The 24,005-nt window shown below is 71.1% G+C and carries 24 protein-coding genes; 5 read left to right on the top strand and 19 right to left on the bottom strand.

Annotated elements, in window-relative coordinates:
* Positions 1-13 precede the first annotated feature (13 nt).
* From H295_RS0134570 to H295_RS0134535, 8 genes are all read right to left on the bottom strand, one after another.
* The gene (locus H295_RS0134570; RefSeq protein WP_020139935.1) at positions 14-253 is read right to left on the bottom strand and encodes a hypothetical protein; all 240 of its coding nucleotides are present in this window, start codon (positions 251-253) and stop codon (positions 14-16) included.
* Positions 250-1,752, bottom strand: coding sequence for an Asp-tRNA(Asn)/Glu-tRNA(Gln) amidotransferase subunit GatA (gene gatA, locus H295_RS0134565; RefSeq protein WP_020139934.1), 1,503 nt, complete (start codon positions 1,750-1,752; stop codon positions 250-252). Before gatA ends, H295_RS0134570 begins: the two co-directional genes overlap by 4 nt.
* 5 nt (positions 1,753-1,757) lie before the next feature.
* A complete protein-coding gene (gatC, locus tag H295_RS0134560; protein WP_007384860.1) occupies positions 1,758-2,054 on the bottom strand; it encodes an Asp-tRNA(Asn)/Glu-tRNA(Gln) amidotransferase subunit GatC in 297 nt (98 codons plus the stop codon).
* A gap of 139 nt (positions 2,055-2,193) precedes the next feature.
* Complete coding sequence (locus H295_RS0134555) at positions 2,194-4,428, bottom strand: putative bifunctional diguanylate cyclase/phosphodiesterase (protein ID WP_020139933.1); 2,235 nt, start codon at positions 4,426-4,428, stop codon at positions 2,194-2,196.
* Between the two features lie 272 nt (positions 4,429-4,700).
* Positions 4,701-6,893 (bottom strand): NAD-dependent DNA ligase LigA, encoded by a 2,193-nt coding sequence (gene ligA / locus H295_RS0134550; protein WP_020139932.1) that lies wholly within the window; start codon positions 6,891-6,893, stop codon positions 4,701-4,703.
* A 15-nt stretch (positions 6,894-6,908) separates the two neighbouring features.
* The gene (locus H295_RS0134545) at positions 6,909-7,910 is read right to left on the bottom strand and encodes a methionine synthase (RefSeq protein ID WP_020139931.1); all 1,002 of its coding nucleotides are present in this window, start codon (positions 7,908-7,910) and stop codon (positions 6,909-6,911) included.
* 61 nt (positions 7,911-7,971) lie between these two features.
* The gene (locus H295_RS0134540; protein WP_078616834.1) at positions 7,972-8,661 is read right to left on the bottom strand and encodes an SDR family oxidoreductase; all 690 of its coding nucleotides are present in this window, start codon (positions 8,659-8,661) and stop codon (positions 7,972-7,974) included.
* Positions 8,662-8,684: 23 nt separating this feature from the next.
* On the bottom strand, positions 8,685-9,224 hold the full coding sequence (locus tag H295_RS0134535) for a TIGR00730 family Rossman fold protein (protein ID WP_020139929.1): 540 nt from the start codon (positions 9,222-9,224) through the stop codon (positions 8,685-8,687).
* Between the two features lie 50 nt (positions 9,225-9,274).
* Between H295_RS0134535 and H295_RS0134530 the strand changes: the two genes are divergently transcribed.
* Entirely contained in the window at positions 9,275-9,598 is a 324-nt protein-coding gene (locus tag H295_RS0134530; protein WP_020139928.1) for a DUF427 domain-containing protein, read from the top strand.
* Positions 9,599-9,635: 37 nt separating this feature from the next.
* On the top strand, positions 9,636-10,418 hold the full coding sequence (locus H295_RS0134525) for an alpha/beta fold hydrolase (protein ID WP_020139927.1): 783 nt from the start codon (positions 9,636-9,638) through the stop codon (positions 10,416-10,418).
* A 214-nt stretch (positions 10,419-10,632) separates the two neighbouring features.
* Here H295_RS0134525 and mnmA read toward each other — a convergent pair whose 3' ends face one another.
* Positions 10,633-11,757 (bottom strand): tRNA 2-thiouridine(34) synthase MnmA, encoded by a 1,125-nt coding sequence (gene mnmA, locus H295_RS0134520; protein ID WP_028810013.1) that lies wholly within the window; start codon positions 11,755-11,757, stop codon positions 10,633-10,635.
* 59 nt (positions 11,758-11,816) lie between these two features.
* Between mnmA and H295_RS0134515 the strand changes: the two genes are divergently transcribed.
* The gene (locus H295_RS0134515; RefSeq protein ID WP_020139925.1) at positions 11,817-12,488 is read left to right on the top strand and encodes an N-acetylmuramoyl-L-alanine amidase; all 672 of its coding nucleotides are present in this window, start codon (positions 11,817-11,819) and stop codon (positions 12,486-12,488) included.
* Between the two features lie 39 nt (positions 12,489-12,527).
* Here H295_RS0134515 and H295_RS0134510 read toward each other — a convergent pair whose 3' ends face one another.
* The 3 genes from H295_RS0134510 to H295_RS47655 all read right to left on the bottom strand — a co-directional run bounded on the left by H295_RS0134510 (position 12,528) and on the right by H295_RS47655 (position 14,230).
* Entirely contained in the window at positions 12,528-13,697 is a 1,170-nt protein-coding gene (locus H295_RS0134510) for a cysteine desulfurase family protein (RefSeq protein WP_020139924.1), read from the bottom strand.
* A gap of 66 nt (positions 13,698-13,763) precedes the next feature.
* On the bottom strand, positions 13,764-14,030 hold the full coding sequence (locus H295_RS0134505; protein ID WP_020139923.1) for a hypothetical protein: 267 nt from the start codon (positions 14,028-14,030) through the stop codon (positions 13,764-13,766).
* Between the two features lie 35 nt (positions 14,031-14,065).
* A complete protein-coding gene (locus tag H295_RS47655; RefSeq protein ID WP_020139922.1) occupies positions 14,066-14,230 on the bottom strand; it encodes a hypothetical protein in 165 nt (54 codons plus the stop codon).
* A 157-nt stretch (positions 14,231-14,387) separates the two neighbouring features.
* Here H295_RS47655 and H295_RS0134495 point away from each other — a divergent pair, with 157 nt between their 5' ends.
* Positions 14,388-15,014 (top strand): TetR family transcriptional regulator, encoded by a 627-nt coding sequence (locus tag H295_RS0134495; RefSeq protein ID WP_020139921.1) that lies wholly within the window; start codon positions 14,388-14,390, stop codon positions 15,012-15,014.
* Positions 15,015-15,112: 98 nt separating this feature from the next.
* Here H295_RS0134495 and H295_RS0134490 read toward each other — a convergent pair whose 3' ends face one another.
* Both H295_RS0134490 and H295_RS0134485 read right to left on the bottom strand, forming a co-directional pair.
* Positions 15,113-16,105, bottom strand: coding sequence for a helix-turn-helix transcriptional regulator (locus H295_RS0134490; protein WP_020139920.1), 993 nt, complete (start codon positions 16,103-16,105; stop codon positions 15,113-15,115).
* A 105-nt stretch (positions 16,106-16,210) separates the two neighbouring features.
* A complete protein-coding gene (locus H295_RS0134485) occupies positions 16,211-17,065 on the bottom strand; it encodes a thioesterase family protein (RefSeq protein WP_020139919.1) in 855 nt (284 codons plus the stop codon).
* Between the two features lie 154 nt (positions 17,066-17,219).
* Here H295_RS0134485 and H295_RS0134480 point away from each other — a divergent pair, with 154 nt between their 5' ends.
* The gene (locus H295_RS0134480; RefSeq protein WP_020139918.1) at positions 17,220-18,440 is read left to right on the top strand and encodes an alpha/beta hydrolase; all 1,221 of its coding nucleotides are present in this window, start codon (positions 17,220-17,222) and stop codon (positions 18,438-18,440) included.
* Here the strand turns inward: H295_RS0134480 and H295_RS0134475 are convergent.
* The 5 genes from H295_RS0134475 to H295_RS0134455 form a co-directional block, all read right to left on the bottom strand.
* The gene (locus tag H295_RS0134475; protein WP_020139917.1) at positions 18,349-19,005 is read right to left on the bottom strand and encodes a trimeric intracellular cation channel family protein; all 657 of its coding nucleotides are present in this window, start codon (positions 19,003-19,005) and stop codon (positions 18,349-18,351) included. The two genes, H295_RS0134480 and H295_RS0134475, sit on opposite strands and share 92 nt — an antisense overlap.
* Positions 19,006-19,028: 23 nt before the next feature.
* Positions 19,029-20,420 carry a M1 family metallopeptidase gene (locus H295_RS0134470; protein ID WP_020139916.1) on the bottom strand — a complete coding sequence of 464 codons (1,392 nt, stop codon included), beginning with the start codon at positions 20,418-20,420 and terminating at the stop codon, positions 19,029-19,031.
* Between the two features lie 98 nt (positions 20,421-20,518).
* Entirely contained in the window at positions 20,519-21,871 is a 1,353-nt protein-coding gene (locus tag H295_RS44065) for an ABC transporter ATP-binding protein (RefSeq protein WP_043218439.1), read from the bottom strand.
* A complete protein-coding gene (locus H295_RS0134460) occupies positions 21,868-22,959 on the bottom strand; it encodes an ABC transporter ATP-binding protein (protein ID WP_020139914.1) in 1,092 nt (363 codons plus the stop codon). Before H295_RS0134460 ends, H295_RS44065 begins: the two co-directional genes overlap by 4 nt.
* Entirely contained in the window at positions 22,956-23,963 is a 1,008-nt protein-coding gene (locus tag H295_RS0134455; protein WP_020139913.1) for an ABC transporter permease, read from the bottom strand. The genes H295_RS0134460 and H295_RS0134455 overlap by 4 nt, the downstream gene beginning before the upstream one ends.
* Between the last annotated feature and the right edge of the window lie 42 nt (positions 23,964-24,005).

Raw genomic sequence — 24,005 nt, 5'->3', positions numbered from 1 at the left:
TGTAACTTCCCTCTCAGCCCAGCAGGACGTCGTCGTCGCCCAGCCGCTTCAGCTCGCGGTACAGGACGGCGAGGCCGGTGACGACGGCGACGGCGGCCACGGTCGCGTCGACCAGGACCAGCGTGTCGTTCTCGGCGCGCGCCTTCCTGAGCCGCTTGGCGACACCGATGGCGCCGAACGCCGTGGTGGCGATGGACAGGTACGTGCCGGACTTGGACTTCTTGAAGTCCTTCGCCTTGGTCAGCTTGCTCACAGCGACGGTGCCTCCTCCAGGAGCGGGTGGCCCCACCTTTCCACGAAGGCGGCCTCGACGGCGGCGCCGACCTTGTAGAGGCGGTCGTCCTTCAGGGCCGGGGCGATGATCTGGAGTCCGACCGGGAGGTTGTCCTCCGGGGCGAGACCACAGGGCAGCGACATGGCCGAGTTGCCCGCGAGGTTGGTCGGGATGGTGCACAGGTCGGCCAGGTACATCGCCATCGGGTCGTCGGCGCGCTCGCCGATCGGGAAGGCGGTGGTCGGGGTCGTCGGGGAGACGATCACGTCGACCTGCTCGAAGGCCTTCTCGAAGTCGCGCGTGATGAGCGTGCGGACCTTCTGCGCGGAGCCGTAGTAGGCGTCGTAGTAGCCGCTCGACAGGGCGTACGTGCCGAGCATGATCCGGCGCTTGACCTCGGGGCCGAAGCCCTCCGCGCGGGTCAGCGAGGTGACCTCCTCGGCGGAGTGCGTGCCGTCGTCGCCGACCCGCAGGCCGTAGCGCAGGCCGTCGAAGCGGGCGAGGTTGGAGGAGCACTCCGAGGGCGCGATCAGGTAGTACGCGGAGAGCGCCAGGTCGAAGGACGGACAGTCCAGCTCGACGATCTCGGCGCCCAGCTCCTTGAGGAGGGCGACGGACTCGTCGAACCGCTGGATGACACCGGCCTGGTAGCCCTCGCCGCGGAACTGCTTGACGACACCGACGCGCATGCCCTCGACGCTGCCGTTGCGGGCGGCCTCGACGACCGGCGGGACCGGCGCGTCGATCGACGTCGAGTCCAGCGGGTCGTGCCCGGCGATGACCTCGTGGAGCAGGGCCGCGTCCAGGACCGTACGGGCGCAGGGGCCGCCCTGGTCGAGGGAGGAGGAGAAGGCGACCATGCCGTAGCGGGAGACCGCGCCGTACGTCGGCTTGACGCCGACGGTGCCGGTGACGGCGGCCGGCTGGCGGATGGAGCCGCCGGTGTCGGTGCCGATGGCGAGGGGCGCCATGTGCGCGGCCAGCGCGGCGGAGGAGCCGCCGCCGGAGCCGCCGGGGATCCGGGTGAGGTCCCAGGGGTTGCCGGTCGGGCCGTAGGCGCTGTTCTCGGTGGAGGACCCCATGGCGAACTCGTCCATGTTGGTCTTGCCGAGGATGACGACGTCGGCGGCCTTCAGCTTCTTGGTGAGGGTCGCGTCGTACGGCGGGATCCAGCCCTCGAGGATCTTGGAGCCGACGGTCGTCGGGATGCCCTCGGTGGTGAAGATGTCCTTCAGCGCGAGGGGCACGCCGGCCAGCGGGCCGAGCTTCTCGCCCCGCTCGCGCTTCTCGTCGACGGCACGGGCCTGCGCGAGGGCGCCCTCGCGGTCGACGTGCAGGAAGGCGTGCACCTTCTCGTCGACGGCCTCGATCCGGGCCAGGTGGGCCTCGGCGACCTGCACGGCCGTGAGCTCACCGGAGGCGATCCTCGCGGCGGTCTCGGCGGCGGTCAGCTTGATGATGGTGACGTGGTCCGTCATCGTGATCAGTCCTCCCCCAGGATCTGCGGCACCTTGAAACGCTGCTGCTCCTGGGCCGGGGCGCCGGAGAGCGCCTGCTCGGGGGTGAGCGAGGGACGGACCTCGTCCGCCCGCATGACGTTCGTCAGCGGAAGCGGGTGCGAGGTCGGCGGTACGTCTTGGTCGGCGACCTCACTGACGCGTGCGACCGCGCCGATGATGTCGTCCAGCTGTCCCGCGAAGTGCTCGAGCTCTTCGGGCTTCAGCTCCAGACGCGCCAGCCGTGCGAGGTGAGCGACCTCCTCGCGCGTGATGCCAGGCATGCAGCGATCCTCTGGGGTGGGTGAGTGTGTGTGGTTTGGGGCCAATCCTATGGGTCACGGCCGGATGGCCGTTAAACGGTTTCCCGTACCCGGCGGCAACGGGCGGTCCCCATACCGCACCAAAGGATGCCCGGACGGGTCACTCCGCCGCGGGCAGCGCCGCCTTCGGCCGCTGCCAGCCCCGCGAACCCCGTGCCAGCAGCCACGCCGTCGTCTCCTCCGGGGGCATCGCCGCGGCCACCAGCCAGCCCTGTACGGCGTCGCAGCCCATGTCCCGCAGCCGCTCCCAGGTCTCGTCGTCCTCGACGCCCTCGGCCACCACCAGGAGGCCCAGGGAGTGGGCCAGGTCCACCGTGCAGCGGACGATCTCCGCGTCCTCGGTGTCGACGGCCAGCTTGGCCACGAAGGAGCGGTCGATCTTCAGTTCGCTGACGGGCAGGCGGCGCAGGTGGACCAGGGAGGAGTAGCCGGTGCCGAAGTCGTCGAGGGACATCTTGACGCCGTGGCCGGTCAGCGCGGCGAGGGTGTCCCCGGCCCGCGAGGGGTCCTCCAGGAGGACGTGCTCGGTGATCTCCAGCTGGAGCGCTCCCGCGGGGACGCCGTGCCGGGCGAGACGCGCGGCGACCGAGCCGGCGAAGCCGGGGGTGTGGACGTCCCGCGGGGAGACGTTGACGGCGACGGGGACGAACAGGCCCTGCGCCCGCCACACGGCGACCTGCGCGAGAGCGGTGTCGAGCACGTACTCGGTGAGGTGCGGCATCAGCCCGGAGGACTCGGCGATCGCGATGAACTCGTCCGGCGGCACCTTCCCGCGCTCCGGGTGCACCCAGCGCACCAGGGCCTCCAGTCCGGCCACCTGTCCGTCGAAGCGGACCTTGGGCTGGTAGTGCAGCTGCACCTCGTGCGCGTCCAGGGCGCGGCGCAGATCGCCCAGGAGACCCAGGCGGTCGGGGGTGTTGGAGTCCCGCTTGGACTCGTACACCTCCACGCCGGTGCGGTCCCGCTTGGCCTGGTACATCGCCACGTCCGCCCGCCGGAGCATGCCCTCGGCGTCCAGGGCGTGGTCGGGGAAGACGGCGACGCCGGCGCTGGCCTCCAGGACGAGGGTGAGTCCGTCGAGGTCGAGCGGGGAGCTGAGGGCGGCGACCAGGGTGCGGGCGACGCGGGTCGCGGAGGTGGTGGAGTCGGCGACCGGCAGTAAGACGGCGAACTCGTCGCCGCCGAGCCGGGCCGCCTCCGCCCCGCGCGGCAGGGCGATCCTCAGCCGTTCGGCGATCTGGAGGAGCAGCCGGTCACCGGCGAGGTGGCCGAGGGTGTCGTTGACCGAGCGGAAGCGGTCGAGGTCGATGACCATCAGGGCGGACCGGGCGCCGATGCGTTCGGCGTCGTCCAGGGCGCTCCAGATGCGCTCCAGGAGCCACTGCCGGTTGGGCAGTCCGGTCAGCGGGTCGCGCAGCTGCTCCTCGGCGCGGGCCCGGGCTATCCAGAGCGTGGAGTCGAGGGCGATCAGCGGGATCGCGAACAGCGGCAGCAGCAGGGGCTTCGCGGCGGCGACCACGCAGACCAGTGGGGCGATGCCGAGCAGCGCGACGGCGACCAGGCCCTGTCTGACCAGGGCGGTGCGGGCCATGGTGGGCAGTCCCGCGTGGCGTGCGGAGTGCAGGTACCAGCCGAGCGCCCGGGTGACCGCGAGGTAGGCGGCCGCGACGAGCATCACCTCGGGGCCGGTGTAGAACGTCCAGCTGTCCGGGTTCCACGGGGTCTCGACGGACGGGGACTGGCCGAACACGGCGAGGACGAGGGCGCCGGTGGCTATGCCGAGGATGTCCACGGCGCCGTGCAGGATGCCCTGCCGCCAGCGGTGGCGCCTGGCTATGCCGACCAGCAGGACGACGGTGAGGCTGACCATTCCGGCGGCCACCCAGCCGTACAGCAGCAGGACGGCGAGGGTGAGGGCGGCGCCCGAGCCGGTGCCACCCCACCAGCGGGCCCGGCCGAGGGCGACCAGATGGCCGACGATGACGCCGGTGAGGACGGCCAGGGCCCAGCCGACGGTGCCGGACGGGAAGAGGGCGTGGCTGCCGGTGAAGGCCCGGTAGAAGCCCGCGCCCAGGACGAATCCGGCGGCCGCGACGACGGCTGTGGGCAGTGCGGGCCAGGACAGCTGCCGGTCGGGGTCGGAGTCCGGCATGCCGGGGGCGCGCTCGGCGGTGAGCTGTGCGGCACCGGGGCCGTCAGCCGCGGTGTACGGTCCGGCGGCGCGCCCCTCCGCGCCCGGACGCTCCGAAGGCCGCCCGGACCACCGGCTCGCCCGCCATGCGCCGCTGAGCCGGCGCAGCCGTGAGTCCGGGGCGGCGCTCTCGGTCGGTTCCATTCCCGTCCCTCTCACTGCCGGCGGTGCCCACGCCACGCGGCTCGTTCGCCCGACACAACTCTCGACGGCGCCGCGTTGGAAAACCCTTTCCCCTGCTCATGAGGAGCAGGGGAATGCCCCGACCGCAGCTGGGCACGGCAGGCGCACATCTCAACAGTAGGCCGCAGAAGGCTTCCACGGGCAGCGGTCGTCGACGGTTGCCCGAATGCACCCCGGCCACCCGTATGCATCTGGTATGCGCCGATCGGGTGGCCTTCAACCGCCGCCGCTCGCTACTCCTCCACGGGAAGGGCCACTTCAGCGGCCGCTTCGGGGCCCTGCTCCAGGAGGACGTCGAAGCCGTCCTCGTTCAGAACCGGCACCTTGAGTTGCATCGCCTTGTCATATTTCGACCCGGGATTGTCACCGACTACGACGAAAGATGTCTTCTTCGAAACCGAACCGGTCACTTTCGCCCCTCGGGTCTGCAGGGCCTCCTTGGCCCCGTCCCGGGTGAAGCGCTCCAGGGTGCCGGTGACGACGACGGTGAGCCCTTCGAGGGGACGCGGCCCCTCGTCCTCCCCGGAGCCCTCTTCCTCCATGCGCACGCCCGCGGCCTTCCACTTGCGCAGGATCTCCTGGTGCCAGTCCTCCGCGAACCACTCCTTCAGGGACTTCGCGATGATCGAGCCGACGCCGTCGGTGGCCGCCAGCTCCTCCTCGCTCGCCTGCTCGATGCGGTCGATGGAACGGAAGCTGCGGGCCAGGGCCTCGGCGGCGACCGGGCCGACATGGCGGATCGACAGACCGGTGAGGACCCGGGCGAGCGGGCGCTCCTTGGCGGCCGCGATGTTCTCCAGCATGGCCACCGCGTTCTTCTTCGGCTCGCCCTGCTGGTTGGCGAAGACGGTGGCGACCTTCTCCTCGCCCGTCTTCGGGTCGCGCTTGGGCAGCCCGCTGTCCTGGTCGAGGACGTACGCCTTGATGGGCAGCAGCTGTTCGATGGTGAGGTCGAACAGGTCGCCCTCGTCGGCCAGCGGCGGGTCCGAGGGCTCCAGCGGCTTGGTGAGCGCGGCGGCGGCGACGTACCCGAAGTGCTCGATGTCCAGCGACTTGCGGCCCGCGAGATAGAACAGGCGCTCCCGCAGCTGGGCGGGGCAGGTGCGGGCGTTGGGGCAGCGCAGGTCGACGTCGCCCTCCTTCATGGGCCGCAGCGCGGTCCCGCACTCCGGGCACTCGCTCGGCATCACGAACTCGCGCTCGCTGCCGTCGCGCAGGTCCACGACCGGGCCGAGGATCTCCGGGATGACGTCACCGGCCTTGCGCAGCACCACGGTGTCGCCGATCAGGACGCCCTTGAGCTTGACGACGTCCTGGTTGTGCAACGTGGCGAACTCGACCTCGGAGCCGGCCACCGTCACCGGCTCCACCTGCGCGTACGGCGTGACCCGGCCCGTACGGCCCACGCCCACGCGGATGTTGATCAGCTTGGTGTTGACCTCCTCCGGCGCGTACTTGTACGCGATCGCCCAGCGCGGGGCGCGGGAGGTGGAGCCGAGCCTGCCCTGGAGCGGGATCTCGTCGAGCTTGACGACGGCCCCGTCGATCTCGTGCTCCACGGAATGGCGGTTCTCGCCGAAGTACGCGATGAACTCCCGCACGCCGTCGAGGCCGTCGACCACCTTGTTGTGCTTGGCGGTGGGCAGGCCCCAGGACTTGAGGAGGTCGTAGCCCTGGGAGAGCCGGGTCATGCCGTCGAAGCCCTCCAGGGCGCCGATGCCGTGGACGACCATGTGGAGGGGGCGGCCGGCGGTGACCCGCGGGTCCTTCTGGCGCAGCGAACCGGCCGCCGCGTTGCGCGGGTTGGCGAAGGGCTTGTCGCCGGCCTCGACCAGACGGGCGTTGAGCTCCTCGAACTTCTCCATCGGGAAGTAGACCTCGCCGCGGACCTCCACGAGGTCGGGCACCTTGTCACCGGTCAGACGGTCCGGGATCTCGGCGATCGTGCGGACGTTGGGGGTGATGTCCTCGCCGGTGCGGCCGTCGCCGCGGGTGGCCGCGCGGACGAGCCGGCCGTGCTCGTAGGTGAGGTTCACGGCGAGACCGTCGACCTTGAGCTCGCACAGCAGGTGGTAGTCGGTGGTGCCGACGTCCTTCGCCACCCGCTCGGCCCAGGCCGCCAGCTCCTCGTCGCTGAACGCGTTGTCCAGGGAGAGCATGCGGGAGCGGTGCTGGACCGCCGTGAACTCCGTCGCGTACGCCCCCGCGACCTTCTGGGTCGGGGAGTCCGGGGTGCGCAGCTCGGGGTACTCCTCCTCCAGTGCTTCGAGGGAACGCAGCAGCTTGTCGAAGTCGGCGTCGCTGATGACCGGCGCGTCGTTCACGTAGTACCGGAAGCGGTGCTCCTCGATCTGCTCAGCGAGCTGCGCGTGCTTCTCCCGTGCCTCGGCGGGCACCGTCGTCTCCGCTTGCTTGTCGCCGGCCACCGTGTTGTCCTCCCGTTACTCAGGGTTGTCCGCGAGGGATCTCGCCGCCTGGACGCAGTGGGCGAGAGCCTTGCGCGCGTACCCCGGGGAGGCCCCCGCGAGTCCGCACGACGGAGTGACCGTGACCGCCTCCGCGAGCAGTCCCGGATGCAGCCCCAGCCTGCGCCACAGCGTCCTGACACCCATGACGCTACCGGCAGGGTCTGACAATGCCGTGTCCGTGCCGGGCACGACACCGGCGAAGAGCCTGGTCCCCCCTTCCACCGCCTCGCCGATCACGTCGTCGTCACGCTCGGTGAGGAGCGAGAAGTCGAAGGAGACCGCCGCCGCGCCCGCCCTGCGCAGCAGGGCGAAGGGGACGTCGGGTGCGCACGAGTGGACCACGACCGGCCCGCCCGCGTGAACCCCGACGACGTCGCGCAGGCCGGACTCGACGACCTGACGGTCCACGGCCCGGTGGGTCCGGTATCCGCTGGCGGACCTCACGTGCCCCCGCAGCACGGCGATGAGGGAGGGCTCGTCGAGCTGGAGCACGATCTGCGCGCCGGGGACGCGCTTGCGGACCTCCTCCAGGTGCAGCCTCAGCCCCTCGGCGAGCGAGGCGGCCAGGTCCCGGCACGCGCCCGGGTCGGACAGGGCCACCTCGCCGTTGCGCAGCTCCAGTGCGGCGGCGAGCGTCCACGGCCCGACGGCCTGCACCTTCAGCTGCCCCTCGTACCCCTGGGTGGACTCCTCCAGCGCGTCCAGGTCCTCCCCCAGCCAGGACCGCGCCCGCTTGGTGTCCCGGCCCGGCCGGTCCCCGATCCGCCAACCGCTGGGCTCCACGCGCGCGTACAGCTCGACGAGCATCCCGGCGGTCCGGCCGATCATGTCGGCGCCGGGGCCGCGGGCGGGGAGTTCGGGCAGGAAGGGGAAGTCCTCGAAGGAGCCGGTGGCGGTCCTGGCGGCCTCCCGGGCGTCGCCGCCGGGGAGGGAGCCAACGCCGGTGGCGGGGGCGAAGCTGAAGTCTGCGGTCACATGCGAAGCCTACGTAGGTGGCCACGGGAGGTTCGCGCCCCCGCCCGGCGGCAAGGACGCGTCAGCGGCCCGGACGCACCGTCAGGTCGTTGATCTCGGCGTCCCTCGGCAGGTCGAGCGCCGTCAGGATCGTCGTCGCGACCGACTCGGGGTCGATCCAGCGGGCGGCGTCGTACTCCTTGCCCTCCTGCTGGTGCACCTTGGCCTGCATGGGGCTCGCGGTGCGGCCCGGGTAGACCGAGGTGACCCGGACCCCGTTGCCGTGCTCCTCGTGGCGCAGGGAGTCCGCGAGGGCCTTCAGACCGTGCTTGGAGGCCGCGTAGGCGGACCAGTCGGCGTGCGCGTTCAGGCCCGCGCCGGAGTTCACGAACAGCACATGGCCCCGGGCCGTCCGGAGCTGGGGCAGGAAGTGGCGGGTGAGCTCGGCCGGGGAGATCAGGTTGACGTTCAGCTGGTGGCGCCAGGTCTTCGGGGTCAGGTCGCCCACCGGGCCCAGGTCGACCACGCCCGCGATGTGCAGCAGGGAGTCCACCCGGTCCGGCAGCGACTGGTGCGAGAAGGCCCAGCTCAGCTTGTCCGGGTCGGCCAGGTCACCGACCAGCGTCCGCGCCCCGGGGAACTGGGCCGCCAGCTCCTTCGCACGGCCCGCGTCGCGCGCGTGCAGCACGAGGTCGTCCCCGCGCGCGTGCAGACGGCGGGCCACCGCCGCGCCGATGCCGGAGCCCGCTCCGGTGATCACATGTGTAGCCATGCCGCCATGCTCGCATCACGCGGTCACGGGGTGCCGAGCGACTCCTCCAGGTACGCCAGCGCCCCCACCGGCTCCTCCGCGAAGAACACCAGCTCGGTCAGCGGGCGGGGCAGGAAGCCCTCGTCCTCCATCCGCCGGAACTGCTCCTTCAGGCCGTCGTAGAAGCCCGCGGTGTTGAGCAGCACGACCGGCTTCTCGGTGTGCCCGTGCTTCTTCAGCTCCAGGATCTCGGTCGCCTCGTCGAGCGTGCCGGTGCCACCCACCATGATCACCACGGCGTCGGCCTTCTCCAGGAGCAGCTTCTTCCGTTCGGCGAGGTCCTCCGCGATCACCATCTCGTCGACGCCGGGACGGACCTTGGACGCCAGGAACGTCACCGAGACCCCGACGAGCCGTCCGCCCGCCTCCTGCACGCCGTCCGCGACCACCTTCATCAGCCCGACGTCGGAGCCGCCCCAGACCAGCGTGTGCCCGCCCTTGCCCAGCAGCTTCGCGAACTCCCGCGCGGGGCGCGTGTAACGGTCGTCGAGGTCGGCGGCGGAGAGGAAGACGCAGATTCGCATGCGGCCACGGTACGCGGGAAGAACCGGCGGCCCGCGAGCGCTGTTCCGGTATGGCCGAAGGACACACGATCACCATCGAGCAAGCCGACCAGCACGTGCGCGTGGTGCACGGCGACCAGGTCCTCGCGGAGAGCGCACGCCCGCTGATCCTCAGGGAGACGGGCTGTCCCGCGCGGTACTACCTCCCCGCGGAGGACGTACGCCTCGATCTGCTGACCCCCTCCGACACGCACACCTACTGCCCCTTCAAGGGCACCGCGTCCTACTGGTCGCTGCCGGACGCGCCCGACCTGGTGTGGTCCTATCCCGAACCGAAGCCCGCCGTGGCCGAGATCAAGGACCATCTCTGCTTCTACGAAGTCGACGTGTCCTGACCGATGATTTCCGTGCCGTGCGGCAGTCTCCACAGGCATGGACAAGAAGACCCTCTCGCGCGACGGCACCCCGATCGCGTACGAACGCACCGGACACGGCCCGGCGGTCATCCTCGTCAGCGGCGCGATGTCGACGGGCGGCACGGTCGCGCCCCTGGCCGTGCCGCTGTCGGAGCGGTACGAGGTGCTGGTGTACGACCGCCGGGGACGGGGGGCGAGCGGCGACACAGCCCCGTACGAGGTGGCCCGTGAGGTGGAGGACCTCGCCGCGCTGATCGAGGAGGAAGGCGGCGAGGCGAGCCTGTGCGGCATCTCGTCCGGCGGTGCGCTGGTGCTGGAGGCCGCGGCGAGCGGACTGCCGGTGCGCCGGGTCGCCGTGTACGAGACGCCGTTCGCCGACTTCCTCGAGGGCGGCGCCGAGCAGAACGCCCAGTACACCGAGAAGTTGACGGCCGCCCTCGCCGAGGGCCGGCGCGGGGACGCGGTGGAGCTGTTCCTGCGGCTGACCGGCATGGGCGAGGAGATGATCCAGGGCGCCCGCAACTCCCCCATGTGGCCCGGCATGGAGTCCGTCGCCCCGACCCTCGCCTACGACAACGCGGTCATGGCCGGCGGTCTGGTCCCCCGGGACCGGCTGGCCTCGGTCACGGTCCCGGTGCTGGCCGTGGCGGGCGGGGCGAGCCCCGAGTGGATGCGCGAGGGCACCCGGGCGGTCGCGGAAGCGGCCCCGGACGGCTCGTACCGCGTCCTGGAGGGCCAGACCCACATGGTCGACCCGGGCACCCTGGCACCGGTCCTGGCGGAGTTCTTCACGGCCTGACGAACCGCCACCGAGCGACCGACGCAGGCACCGGGCTCCCGCCGTCGCCCGCGGGGGCCCGGCCGAAGGTCGCCGTCGCCCGCGGGGGCCCGCCGACCGTCACCGTCGTTCGCGAGGGGGGCTCAGCCGGCTCCCGCCTTCACGTGCGGGGGCTCGCCGGCTCCCGCCGTCACGTGCGGGGGCTCAGCCGCCTCCCGCCGTCACGTGCGGAAGGTCAGGCGACTCCCGCCACCGCGCGCGTGGTCGACGCGATCGTCGCCGAGCCCACCACGCGCGTGTCGTCGTACAGGACGATCGCCTGGCCGGGGGCCACCCCGCGGACCGGCTCGGCGAAGGACACCCGCAACTCCCCGTCCACCAGTTCAGCGGTGACCTCGGTCTCGCCGCCGTGGGCGCGGAGCTGGGCCGTGTAGGTGCCGGGGCCGGCCGGGGCGGTGCCGCACCAGCGGGGCCTGATCGCGGTCAGGGCGGTGACGTCCAGGGCCGCGGCCGGGCCGACCGTGACCGTGTTGTTCACCGGCGAGATGTCGAGGACGTAGCGCGGCTTGCCGTCGGCGGCCGGGGTGCCGATCCGCAGCCCCTTGCGCTGGCCGATGGTGAAGCCGTACGCGCCCTCGTGGGTACCGATCTTCGCGCCGGACTCGTCGACGATGTCGCCCTCGGCCTTGCCCAGCCGATTCGCGAGGAACCCCTGGGTGTCGCCGTCGGCGATGAAGCAGATGTCGTGCGAGTCGGGCTTCTTGGCGACCGCGAGGCCCCGGCGCTCGGCCTCGGCGCGGATCTCGTCCTTGGTGGTGACGGTGTCGCCGAGCGGGAACAGGGCGTGCGCCAGCTGCTTCTCGTCCAGCACGCCGAGGACGTAGGACTGGTCCTTGGCCATGTCGGAGGCGCGGTGCAGCTCGCGCGAGCCGTCCTCGCCCACCAGCACCTTCGCGTAGTGGCCGGTGCACACCGCGTCGAAGCCCAGCGCCAGCGCCTTGTCGAGCAGCGCGGCGAACTTGATCTTCTCGTTGCAGCGCAGGCAGGGGTTGGGGGTGCGGCCGGCCTCGTACTCGGCGACGAAGTCCTCGACGACGTCCTCGCGGAACCGGTCGGCGAGGTCCCAGACGTAGAACGGGATGCCGATGACGTCGGCCGCGCGGCGGGCGTCGCGGGAGTCCTCGATGGTGCAACAGCCACGCGCGCCCGTGCGGAACGATTGCGGGTTCGCGGAGAGAGCGAGGTGGACGCCGGTCACGTCATGGCCGGCTTCGGCGGCACGGGCGGCGGCGACGGCGGAGTCCACTCCTCCGGACATGGCGGCGAGAACGCGAAGGGGGCGCTGCGTGGTGTCAGTCATAACCCTTCAAGAGTACGGGGCGCGGGAACCGGGGCCGCCGGGTATCCGTTGACGATCACATGGGGGCGACAGAGGGTTCCAGGGACACCGACCGGCGGATCGGGCGCCGGGCGCTGCTCGTCGGCGGGACGGCGGCCGCGGTGGGCTCGGCCGTGCTGGCCCGTGACGAGCTGGCGCGGCTGTGGTGGCGGGCGCCGGGGGTGGAGAAGCCGCGGGTCGAAGGCGCGGTGGACTTCCGGGGCGCACGCTGGGTGGCGGCCTCCGACGCGAACTGGCGGCGCGCGGACCGGCCCGACGACTACGGCATAGACATGGTGGTCGTCCATGTCACCCAGGGCAGCTTCGCGAGCGCGGTGAAGGTGTTCCAGGACCCGGGCCACGGCGCGGCAGCGCACTACATCGTCGGCAAGGACGGCCGGATCACCCAGATGATCCGCGAGCTGGACGTGGCGTACCACGCGGGCAACCGCTCCTACAACGAACGCAGCGTGGGCATCGAGCACGAGGGCTTCGTGGACCGGCCCGAGGACTTCACGGACGAGATGTACGCGGCCTCGGCGCGGCTCACCGCCGGGATATGCGCGCGGTACGGCATACCCGTCGACCGGGAGCACATCATCGGGCACGTGGAGGTGCCGGGGACGGACCACACCGATCCGGGCAGGCACTGGGACTGGGACCGGTACATGAAGCTGGTCCGGCAGGCCGGGCAGGCCCTCACGCGGGCGTGAACCCCCGGTTCCCGCACCCGGCACCCCGGCGCGGGAGCGTCAGGTGAGGCCTGCCGCGCGGGCCCGTTCCACGGCGGGGCCGATGGCCTTGGCGACCGCCTCGACGTCCGTCTCGGTGGAGGTGTGGCCGAGGGAGAAGCGCAGGGTGCCGCGGGCCAGGTCGGGGTCGGTACCGGTGGCCAGCAGGACATGGCTGGGCTGGGCGACACCGGCGGTGCAGGCGGAGCCGGTGGAGCACTCGATGCCCTGGGCGTCCAGGAGGAGGAGCAGGGAGTCGCCCTCGCAGCCGGGGAAGGTGAAGTGGGCGTTGGCCGGAAGCCGGCCCCCCGGTTCCGGGTCGCCGCCGAGGATGGCGTCCGGGACCGCCGTACGGACCGCTTCGACCAGGGCGTCGCGCAGGGCGCCGATCTCCGCGGCGAACCACTCGCGCTGTTGGGCGGCGAGGCGGCCGGCCACCGCGAAGGAGGCGATGGCGGGGACGTCGAGGGTGCCGGAGCGGACGTGGCGCTCCTGGCCGCCGCCGTGCAGGACGGGGACGGGGGTCCACTCGCGGCCGAGGACCAGGGCTCCGATGCCGTACGGGCCGCCGATCTTGTGGCCGGAGACGGTCATCGCGGCGAGGCCGGAGGCGGCGAAGTCGACGGGCACCTGGCCGAAGGCCTGGACCGCGTCGGCGTGCAGCGGGACGCCGGACTCCGCGGCGACCTCGGCGAGTTCGCGGACCGGCAGCACGGTGCCGATCTCGTTGTTGGCCCACATGACCGTGGCCAGGGCGACATCGCCGGGGTTTTGGTCGATGGCCGCGCGCAGGGCGTCGGGGTGGACCCGGCCGTGCTTGTCGACGGGGAGGTACTCGACGGTGGCGCCCTCGTGCTCGGCCAGCCAGTGGACGGCGTCGAGGACGGCGTGGTGTTCGACGGGGCTGGCGAGGACCCGCGTCCTTGCGGGGTCCGCGTCCCGCCGGGACCAGTACAGGCCCTTCACGGCGAGGTTGTCGGCCTCCGTCCCGCCGGAGGTGAAGACGATTTCGCTGGGGCGGGCACCGAGCGCCTCCGCGAGGGTCTCGCGGGATTCCTCGACCGTGCGCCGGGCCTTGCGGCCGGATGCGTGGAGGGAAGAGGCGTTGCCGGTGACGCCGAGGTGGGCGCTGAGCGCCTCGACCGCCTCGGGAAGCATCGGCGTGGTCGCGGCGTGGTCGAGGTATGCCATGGTGACGCCGATTCTACGGGTCGCGGCTGAGCACCCTCAGGCCAGGACCGGACGGTGGCGGCGGGCTCAGAAGCTCCAGGACGGCGTGCTGTCCAGCTGCATGAAGGCCACCAGGACCAGCAGGTCGGCGACACCGAGACCGAGGCCCAGGTACGCGCGGCCGCGGCGGGCGGTGCCGCGCCACAGGGCCACCGAGGCCAGGACGATGGCGATCGGGCCGAGGAAGACGTTGAGGACGAGAAGGCCGAGGAGGCCGAGGACGAAGGACGCCACGGCCATGCCGTCGGCATCACGGGCACCGGTGCGGGGACTGGCCTGCGCGGTGAGCTGCATGGGAATCAGTGCTCCTGGGGACGGCGGGGCGGCGGTCAGTGGGACGGGGTGCGGCGGCGGGCGTGGCGCTCGCGGAGCGCGAAGATGCCCAGCCAGACCGCGATCACGGCGGCGGCGACGGCGGTGAAGGTGAACGGCGCGTGGGCGACGGTGCCCAGGACGACGCCGAGCAGCATGAGTGCGGCGACGAGGAACAGCATGGGACGGATCCCCCTCCGGTACGGCGGTCGTGGCATGGGGTGTTACGCGGGGCGTTACATTTGGGTGAACAGTTGTAGTTACAGTTGTTCACTGACTCCAGAGTCTAGCGCGCTGGGCGGCTTTCCAATTACGGAGAACAGTTGTTAACTGGATGACATGAGTCACACCCTCGGCATCCGGCAGGCACAGAAACAGAAGACCCGGCAGTCGCTCCTGGACGCGGCGCTCGGCCTGCTGGAGGAACAGAGCCTGAGCAGCCTGGGTCTGCGCGAGGTCACGCGTGCCGTGGGCGTCGCCCCGACCGCCTTCTACCGCCACTTCCGCTCCATCGCGGATCTCGGCGTGGCCCTGGTCGAGGAGGCGCTGGGCAGCCTGCACCCCATGATTCGGACGACGGTGTCCACGGTCGACGACCACGGTCAACGCATCGAGCGCGCCATCAAGTTGATCGCCGGCCATGTACACGCGTACCCCGCTCACGTCCGTTTCATCGCCCGCGAACGACATGGCGGAGTTCAGCCGGTACGGGAGGCCATACGCGACCAACTGGCCCGTTTCGGCCAGGAGGTGAAGGAGGAGCTGGCCAAGGACCCCGTGTCGGAGGGCTGGAGCGACGACGACCTGCTCATGCTGGCCAACCTCTACGTCGACCAGATGCTGATCACGGCCTCCCTGTTCCTGGAGGCGCAGGAGGCCTCGGACGAGGAGCGCGCCCGGGTGGCCCAGGTGGCCCAGCGGCAGATGCGGTTGATCAGCACCGGCCGCCACCACTGGCTGGACTGACCCGCACGCGGCCCCCGGGGACGGTTCGGCCGCCCCGAGGTGCCGCTGTCCTGGTGGACGCACCCGCTTCACAAGCACCAGCCCGGTCCCTCGCCTCCTCACCGGTACAGGTCCGTGACGGCGGCGGCCGCCGCTGCCACCTCCGCGCGCACCTCGGGCGGCTCGAGCACCTCCACCCGGTCGGAGAACATCAGGAGGTGGCGGGCCTCGGCGACGGCGCCGAACACCAGCCGCACCGTCACCCACCCGCGCTTTCCGTCCCCCTCGCCGTCACCGCCTCCGTCCCCGTCCCCGTCACCGTCCGGGAGTTCCGTCAGATACGGCGTCATCAGTCGCCGGAACAGGTCGAGTCGGTCGCGGCGGACCCGCACGGTGACGTCGACACCGGCGGGACGCTCCTCGACCCGGCGGCGCAACACCTCCCAGACGTCGGCGAGTTCGACACCGGTCCGCCGCCGCACGGGGTCGTCCAGCACGGTCGCCGAACGCACCCGGTCGGCGCGGAACAGCCTCGGGAGGCCGCGCCGGTCGGCCACCAGGTACCAGACGCCCGCCTTGGCGACGAGACCGTAGGGATCGACGGTGTACGTCCGGGTCGCGCGCTCGCCGCTGTGGCGGTACCGCAGCCGCAGCCGGCGGTCGGTGAAGACGGCGTCCTGCAACACGTCGAGGTCGACGGCGGGACGGGGTCCGCCCTTCCAGCGGGTGGCGTCGACCAGGACGCGGCGGGCGGTGACCTCGGCGGCCGGACGGTGCGGGGCGGGCAGCGCGGCCATCACCTTGCGCAGGGCCGAGCCGAGGGCGGAGTCCAGGCCGAGGGCCGCGTGGGCGCCCTGGGCGGCGAGGACGAACAGCGCGCGGGACTCGTCGGCGGTCAGGCCCGTGACGTCGGTGCGGAAACCGGCCAGCAGTTCGATGCCGCCGTACCGGCCGCGCTCGGCGTAGACCGGGACACCGGAGGCGGACAGGGCCTCCACGTCCCGGTAGATCGTGCGGACGGACACCTCGAGGCGGGCGGCGAGTTCGTGTGCGGGCACCCGGCCGCGGGCCTGGAGGAGCAGCAGGATCGACAGAAGACGGTCGGACTTCACCCGGCCAGGATCCCGCGCCGTGCGCGCAGTACGACGTCCGCACCCCGCTCGGTCGTGCCGTCGGCGCGTCCGCCCGCGTCGCGGTCCGCGCCGGGCCCGGCCCTCTCAGCCCAGCCGCACCCGGGCCAGCTGCCGCGACTGCGCCACCAGCCGGTCCGCGCTGTCCCAGACCTCGGCGTCCTCCTCCAGGAAGCCGCCCGCGAGGTTGCGGGTGGTGAGGGAGACGCGCACGGGGCCCGGGGCGGGGCGGCAGCGTACGTGCACGGTGAGTTCGACCGTGGGCACCCAGCCGCTGAGGCCGATCTCGAACGCGGTCGGCGGCAGCGCGTCCACCGCGAGGAGCAGCGAGAGAGGATCGGCGTCCCGGCCGTCGGCGAGCCCGAACCAGGCGCGCATCTCGCCCCTGCCGGACGGCGCGCCGAGGGCCCAGCCCAGGGTCGAGGGGTCCAGCTTGAGCATCAGCCGGTCGGTGATGGCCGAGCTGCCCTCGACGGGGGCAGGGCCGTCCTCGGGGCCGAAGCACTGGTCCATCGGCGGGAACGCCGGCGGCTTCGCCGTCGTACGGACGTCGTCGGGGAGGGCGTCGAGGTCGCCGTAGGAGGCGAGGACGCGGATGCGCTCGACCTCGGCGCCCTGCTCGTCGTACTGGAAGAGCGAGGCCTGGCCGGTGGAGAGGGTGCGGCCGGTGCGGACCACGTCCGTGCGGATCACCGCGGGGCCGGGCTGGGAGGCGGTCAGGTAGTGCGCGGAGATGGTGAACGGGTCGGGGTGCGGCAGGGTGTCCGCGAGGGCGCGACCCAGGACCGCCAGGAGGTAGCCGCCGTTGACGGCGCTGATGATCGTCCAGCCCGCGGAGAGGTCGATGTCGTAGACGCCGGGGGCGCGGCGGGTGACCGCGGTGTCCCGGTCGAACTCGCTGTCGCCGATCGCGGCACGGGTGTCGGAGGCTGCTTCTGGCATGGCTGAACGGTACAACAACTAACTACTAAGCGGTAGCTTTCTATGTTTCCGGCGCTTGAACACAGCCGATCCTCAGGTGAGACCAGGGCAATTTCCAGGTAAGCGTCCGTACACACCCGTAAACCGATCCCCCGACCCGCCCCTCTACAGGGACATGAGCCTCACCGGGACCGCGTTCCTCTACACGCTGATCGTGCTGTCCGTCGTCGCCGTCGCGCTTCCGCTCGCCCTGTGGTCGCGGATCAAGGGGCCACGAGCCCTGCGGGCCGCGGGCAGGCTGCTGATGGTGCTCTTCGCCCAGGGCACGGCGGTCGCCCTCGTCTTCGTGCTGGTCAACAACCAGAACAACCTGTACGACAACTGGGCCGACCTGATCGGCACCGGCAACCACGTCCAGCAGGCCGCGAACCTCGGCGCCGACGGCACCGGCGGCATCTCGCTGAAACGGCTGCCCAGGGTCAGGCAGCACTTCACGAACGCCTCCGGGCCCGGCATGAAGGGCGTGCGGGTGACCCAGCTCAAGGGCCGGGTGTCGGGGGTGAACGCCGAGGTCTACGCCTGGCTGCCGCCGCAGTACACCGAGCCCGCCTACCGGCACCACAAGTTCCCCGTGGTGGAGCTGCTGTCGGGTTACCCGGGCTCCGCGAAGGCCTGGTTCGGGTCGCTGCACGCGGTCAACCAGCTGGCGCCGCTCATGCGCACGGGCCGGGTGGCGCCGTTCATCCTGATCGCCCCGCGGATGAACCTGCTGGCCGGGGTGGACACCGGGTGCGCCAACATCACCGGGACGGTCAACGCGGACACCTGGCTCAGCGTCGACGTGCCGAAGATGGTCACCGACAACTTCCGGGCCCAGACCGGTCCCACGGGCTGGGCGGTGGCCGGGTACTCGGCGGGCGGGCACTGCGCCACCAAGCTCGCCGTCGCGCACCCCGACCGCTACATGGCCGCGATCAGCATGTCGGGGTACAACGACCCGATCGGCGAGCGCAACTCGCTGGCCTCCGAGACACCCGCCCTGCGCCGCGCCAACAACCCCTACGTGCTGCTGCGCGACACCCGCACCCCGCCCGCCATAGCGCTCTACGAGTCCGGCCAGCCGGGCGACGGCTACGAGGCGGCGATGGGCCTGGAACAGGTCGCGAAGGCGCCGACGACCGTGCACGTCGTCTACATCCCGAAGAGCGCGGGCGGCCACAACATGGCGCTGTGGCGGCCTCAGGTGGTGCCGTCCTTCCTCTGGCTGACCGAGGAGATGGGCCTGCTGCACGGCCGGCCCGGGGCTACTCGTCACGTACGGTCGAACGCCGGTTCCACGCCCGCGGCGCTCGCCAGTGGAACCTCATCGCGAGCAGGCGCAGTACGAAAGCCGTGAGTGCCGCGAGGCCGCTGGTGAACGGGGTGAGGGTGTCGTAGCGGATGCACAGCACGACCATGGTGGCGCCGACGATCGCCGGGACCGCGTACAGGTCGCGGTCCCAGCGCAGCAGCGAGGGCACCTCGTTGGCGAGCACATCCCGCAGCACACCGCCGCCGACGGCGGTCGCGAGGCCGAGGGTCGCCGACTGGGTGAGGCCGAGCCCGTACTCGTACGCCTTGGTCGTCCCGGCGACGCAGAACAGGCCGAGGCCGGCCGCGTCGAAGACGTTCACGCCGACCTGGATGCGCTCCACGTGCGGGTGCAGGAAGAAGACCAGGAGGGCGGCGAGCAGCGGGGTGAGGAAGTAGCCGAGATCCGTGAAGGCGGCAGGCGGCACCGCGCCGATGATCAGGTCCCGGAACAGCCCTCCGCCCAGCGCGGTGACCTCGGCGAGGACGGCGATGCCGAAGACGTCGAAGTTCTTGCGGACGGCCAGCAGCGCGCCGGAGATCGCGAACACGAAGATGCCGACGAGGTCGAGCGTGTGCTGGACGGAGGGACTGAACAGTTGCTGGAGCACACCGCATTGTTGCGCAGTGGCTCTCAGAGGGCGGGCTTGCCCTTCGTGAAGAGCCAGGTGCTGAACAGGTCGTCGAGCTGCTGCCCACTGATCTTCTCGGCGAGCCGGACGAAGTCGGCGGTGTCGGCGTTGCCGTAGCGGTGCAGTGTCGTCCAGGCCGGCAGGAGCTTGAAGAACGCCGTGTCGCCGATGCGTTCGCGCAGCACCTGGAGGGTCATCGCACCGCGCTGGTAGACCGCGGACGCGAACATGGTGTCGCGCTGCGGGTCGCCGACGGTGATCTGCCAGAAGGCGCTGTCGGCGGGGCGGGAGTCGTAGCCGGCGAGGAAGGAGTCATGGGCGCTGCGGGTGCCCCGGTGCTCGGCCCACAGCCACTGGGCGTAGGTGGCGAAGCCCTCGTTGAGCCAGATGTCCTTCCACTGCTCGACGGAGACGCTGTCGCCGAACCACTGGTGGGCCAGTTCGTGCACGATCGTCGTCTCGTTGCGCACGGCCGAGTAGGCCGGCTTGGACTGCACCTCCAGCGAGAACCCGGCCTGCGGCATGTCGTCGACGATCGCGCCGGTCTCCTCGAAGGGGTACGGCCCGAAGACCTGCGACCAGTAGTCGGTGGCCTCGGCGGTGACGCCGTACACATCGACGCTGTTGCTGTTCTCCAGCACCGGGTCGATGGCGGTGTAGATGGGGATGCCGCCGGGGGTCTTCCCGGTACGGACGTCGAACTTCCCGATGGTGGCGGTCGCGAGATAGGTCGCCATGGGCTTCTTCTCGCGCCAGTGGGTGTACGTCGAACCGCCCTTGTCGTACGTCGACACGAGCCGGCCGTTGGAGACCGCCGTCAGGCCCTTGGGGGTCTTGATGCGGATGTCGTAGGTGGCCTTGTCGGAGGGGTGGTCGCTGGAGGGGAACCAGGTGGAGGCGGCGTTGGGTTCACAGGCGACGAAGACGCCGTCGGGGGTCTTCATCCAGCCGTAGTCGGAGCCGAAGACGATGGGGCCGTTGAGGGGTTCGGGGACCCCTCCGTAGGTGACGGCCACCGTGAAGTCGCTTCCCTTGCGCAGGGATTGACGTGGGGTGATCCGGATCTCGTCGCCGTCGCGGGTGAACTGGGCCTGTCTTCCGTTCACTTCGACTCTGGTGACCTCCAGTTTCTGCAGGTCCAGGTCGAAGGAGGAGAGGTTCTGGCCGGCCCGGGCGGTGAGGGTCGTACGGCCGTCCAGGCGGTCGGTGTCCGGGTTGTACGCCACGTCGAGGGTGTAGTGGCGGGCGTCGTAGCCGCCGTTGCCGAGGTTCGGGAAATAGGGGTCGCCGATGCCGGGGGCGCCGGGTTTCGGGCCCGGGGCGGCCGCGATGACAAAGAAGGAAGCCGCCGCGGTCGCGACGGCTCCTAAGCGTGCCGAACGGGAGAGTCTCATGGTGTCGTCCCTTTCGAGCCTGTACCGATAAGTCGGACAGGAACGACTCTTCACTCTCCCGTTCGGGCATGTGCATGACTTTGCCAACTCGTCATGCCTTACTTGTCGGTTGACTCCTGACGGGGGTCTTCCGGTTCGTCGGTCGGCTGCGGCTCGGTGGGGGCTGGTCGCGCAGTTCCCCGCGCCCCTGAGTTGGCCGACTGGTCCTCGGTCTTGGCGCCAGGGCCCGTCTTCGTGACCTCTGCCTCGGGCCTCTCCGGAACCTCCTCGGACGCCTCCGTGTCGGCCACCTCGGCCGTCGGCGGCGAAGCCACCTCCGCCGCCGACGTCTCCGCCGACTCGGCCAGGACCTCGTCGGCGACCAGCGAGGCCGCCTCCTTGGCCACCGACAGCAGGACCGTGTCCTGCGGGGCCTGGTCCGCGAAGTTCTCCGGGTGGTGGCAGGCCACCCGCTGGCCCGGGCGCAGCTCGATCAGCTGCGGCTCCGTCGTCTTGCAGATCTCCGTGGCCTTCCAGCAGCGCGTGTGGAAACGGCAGCCGGAGGGCGGGGAGATCGGGGACGGGACGTCACCGCGCAGCAGGATGCGCTCGGACTTGGCGCCCCGGCGCTTCGGGTCGGGCACCGGGACCGCCGACATCAGGGCCTTGGTGTACGGGTGCATCGGCGCCTCGTACAGCGAGGTCCGGTCGGCGAGTTCGACGATCTTGCCGAGGTACATCACCGCGATGCGGTCCGAGACATGCCGGACCACCGAGAGGTCGTGCGCGATGATCACGTACGTCAGGCCGAGCTCGTCCTGGAGGTCGTCCATCAGGTTCACGACCTGCGCCTGGATCGACACGTCGAGGGCCGACACCGGCTCGTCGGCCACCACCAGCTTCGGCTTCAGGGCGAGCGCGCGGGCGATGCCGATGCGCTGGCGCTGACCGCCGGAGAACTCGTGCGGGTAGCGGTTGTAGTGCTCGGGGCTCAGGCCGACCAGCTCCAGAAGGCGCTGGACCTCCTTCTTCACCCCGCCCTCGGGCTCCACGCCCTGGAGGCGGAAGGGTGCCGAGACGATTCCGCCGATGGTGTGGCGGGGGTTCAGGGAGCCGTACGGGTCCTGGAAGATCATCTGGATGTCCCGCCGCAGCGGACGCATCCCGGCCGGCTTCAGCCGCGTGATGTCCTGGCCCTCGAAGTGGATCGAGCCGCCGGTCGGTTCCTGGAGACGGGTGATGACCCGGCCCATGGTCGACTTGCCGCAGCCCGACTCGCCGACCACGCCGAGCGTCTCGCCCTTGCGGACCTCGAAGTCGATGCCGTCGACCGCCTTGACCGCGCCGACCTGGCGCTGGAGCACGCCCTTACGGATCGGGAAATGCTTCTGCAGCCCCTCGACCTTGAGCAGCACCTCGCGCTCGTCGGGGGCGGTGCTCACATCCGCATCCGTCTTCTTCGTCTCACTCACAGCTTCGGCGCAATCTCTTCGGTCCAGATCCGCGTGCGGTCCTCCGGCGAGAGGTGGCACGCGGAGAAGTGCCCGCCGCCGACCTGCTGGAGCTCCGGGCGCACGGTACGGGTGACATCGCCCTTGGGGATGTCCGCGTACGGGCAGCGGGGGTGGAAGGCGCAGCCCGAGGGGACGTTGATGAGGCTCGGCGGCTGACCCTTGACGGGGATGAGCCGCTCGGAGGTCTCCCGGTCGATGCGCGGCATCGAGCCCAGCAGACCCCAGGTGTACGGGTGCTGCGGGCGCTCGAAGACGTCGTCGACGCTGCCGCGCTCCACGCACCGGCCGCCGTACATCACGAGGACGTCGTCGGCGATCTCGGCGACCACACCCAGGTCGTGGGTGATGAGGACGACCGCGGAGCCGAACTCCTTCTGGAGGTCGCGGATCAGGTCGAGGATCTGCGCCTGGACGGTGACGTCGAGGGCGGTCGTCGGCTCGTCCGCGATGAGCAGCTCGGGGTTGTTGACCAGCGCCATGGCGATCATCGCGCGCTGGCGCATACCGCCGGAGAACTCGTGCGGGTAGCCGTCCACGCGCTTGTTCGGCTCGGGGATGCCGACCCGGTCGAGCATCTCGATCGCACGCTTGCGCGCGGTCTTCTTGTTGACGTCGTGGTGGACCCGGTACGCCTCCACGATCTGGCTGCCGATCGTGTAGTACGGGTGCATCGCGGACAGCGGGTCCTGGAAGATCATCGCCATCTCGCGGCCGCGCAGTCGACGCACCTCGTCCGGGTCGGCGGAGACCAGTTCCTTGCCGCCCAGCCAGATCTCGCCGGACATCTGCACGTTCTTGCCGCGTGCCCCGAGCCGGTGCAGGCCCATGATCGCCAGCGAGGTGACGGACTTGCCGGAGCCGGACTCGCCGACGATGCAGAGGGTCTTGCCCTTCTCCACCTCGAAGCTGAGCCCGTCGACGGACTTGACCAGGCCGTCGTCGGTCGGGAAGTGCACCTTGAGGTCGCGGACCGCGAGGAAGGCGTCGGGAGCGTTGCCGGGCGCGGGCTCGCCCAGGGCGGCGCCGGTCTTGGAGAGTTCGGTCACGAGAGCCTCACCCGCGGGTCGGCGGCGGCGTACAACAGGTCCACCAGGAGATTTGCGACTACGACGAAGATGGCGGCCAGCAGGGTGACGCCGAGGATCGGGGGCAGGTCGTTGTCGGTGATGCCCTGGACCGCGTACTGGCCGATGCCGGGCAGCGAGAACACGGTCTCGGTGATGACGGCACCGCCGAGCAGCAGACCCAGGTCCATGCCGAACACGGTGATGATCGGCGTCAGCGCGGCCCGCAGGCCGTGCCGGCCGACCACGTTGCGCTCGCGCAGGCCCTTGGCGCGGGCCGTGCGGATGAAGTCCTCGTTCATCGTCTCCAGCATGCCCGAACGGGTCAGCCGCGCGTAGATGGCGGAGTACAGCAGGGCGAGCGAGCACCAGGCCGGGAAGAGCGTGTTGGCCCACTGGGCCGGGTTCTCCGTGAACGGCACATAGGTGCGGCCGAAGATCGGCCACTGGTAGGTGAAGAGCAGCAGCGCCAGGTTGCCCGTGAAGAACATGGGCAGCGAGACACCGGCGAGCGCGACACCCATGAAGCTGCGGTCGAAGAAGCTGCCGGGCTTGAGCGCGGAGATCACACCGATCACGACACCGGAGACCAGCCACAGCACGGCGGCACCGAGGGCCAGCGACGCGGTCACGGGGATGCGCGAGGTGAGCTGCGGCCAGACCGCCTCGTGGGTCTTGAAGGAGTAGCCGAAGCACGGTGCGTCGCAGTGCGCGGTGGTGGGACCCAGGTTGTAGGTGGCCCCGGACACGACACCCTTGATGAAGTGCCAGTACTGGAGGTACAGGGGGTCGTCCAGACCCAGGTTCTGCTTGACCGCGAGGATGTCCGCCTTCGACGGGCTCTTCCCCAGGTACTGCTGCGCGAGCTGGTCGGCGGTCTGGCCGGCCATCCGCGGCAGCAGGAAGAAGATCGCGAAGGTGACCGCGGTGACGACCAGCAGCAGGATCACTGCCGCGAACGTCCGACGGAGGATGTACGAGATCACGGGGATCGGCGCTGGTGCCCGTGGGCCGCGAAGCCCACGGGC

The sequence above is a fragment of the Streptomyces sp. 351MFTsu5.1 genome (assembly GCF_000383655.1).
GTDB lineage: Bacteria > Actinomycetota > Actinomycetes > Streptomycetales > Streptomycetaceae > Streptomyces > Streptomyces griseorubiginosus.
The sequence above is the reverse complement of the archived record's forward strand: the minus strand, read 5'-3'. Positions and strand labels throughout refer to the sequence as shown.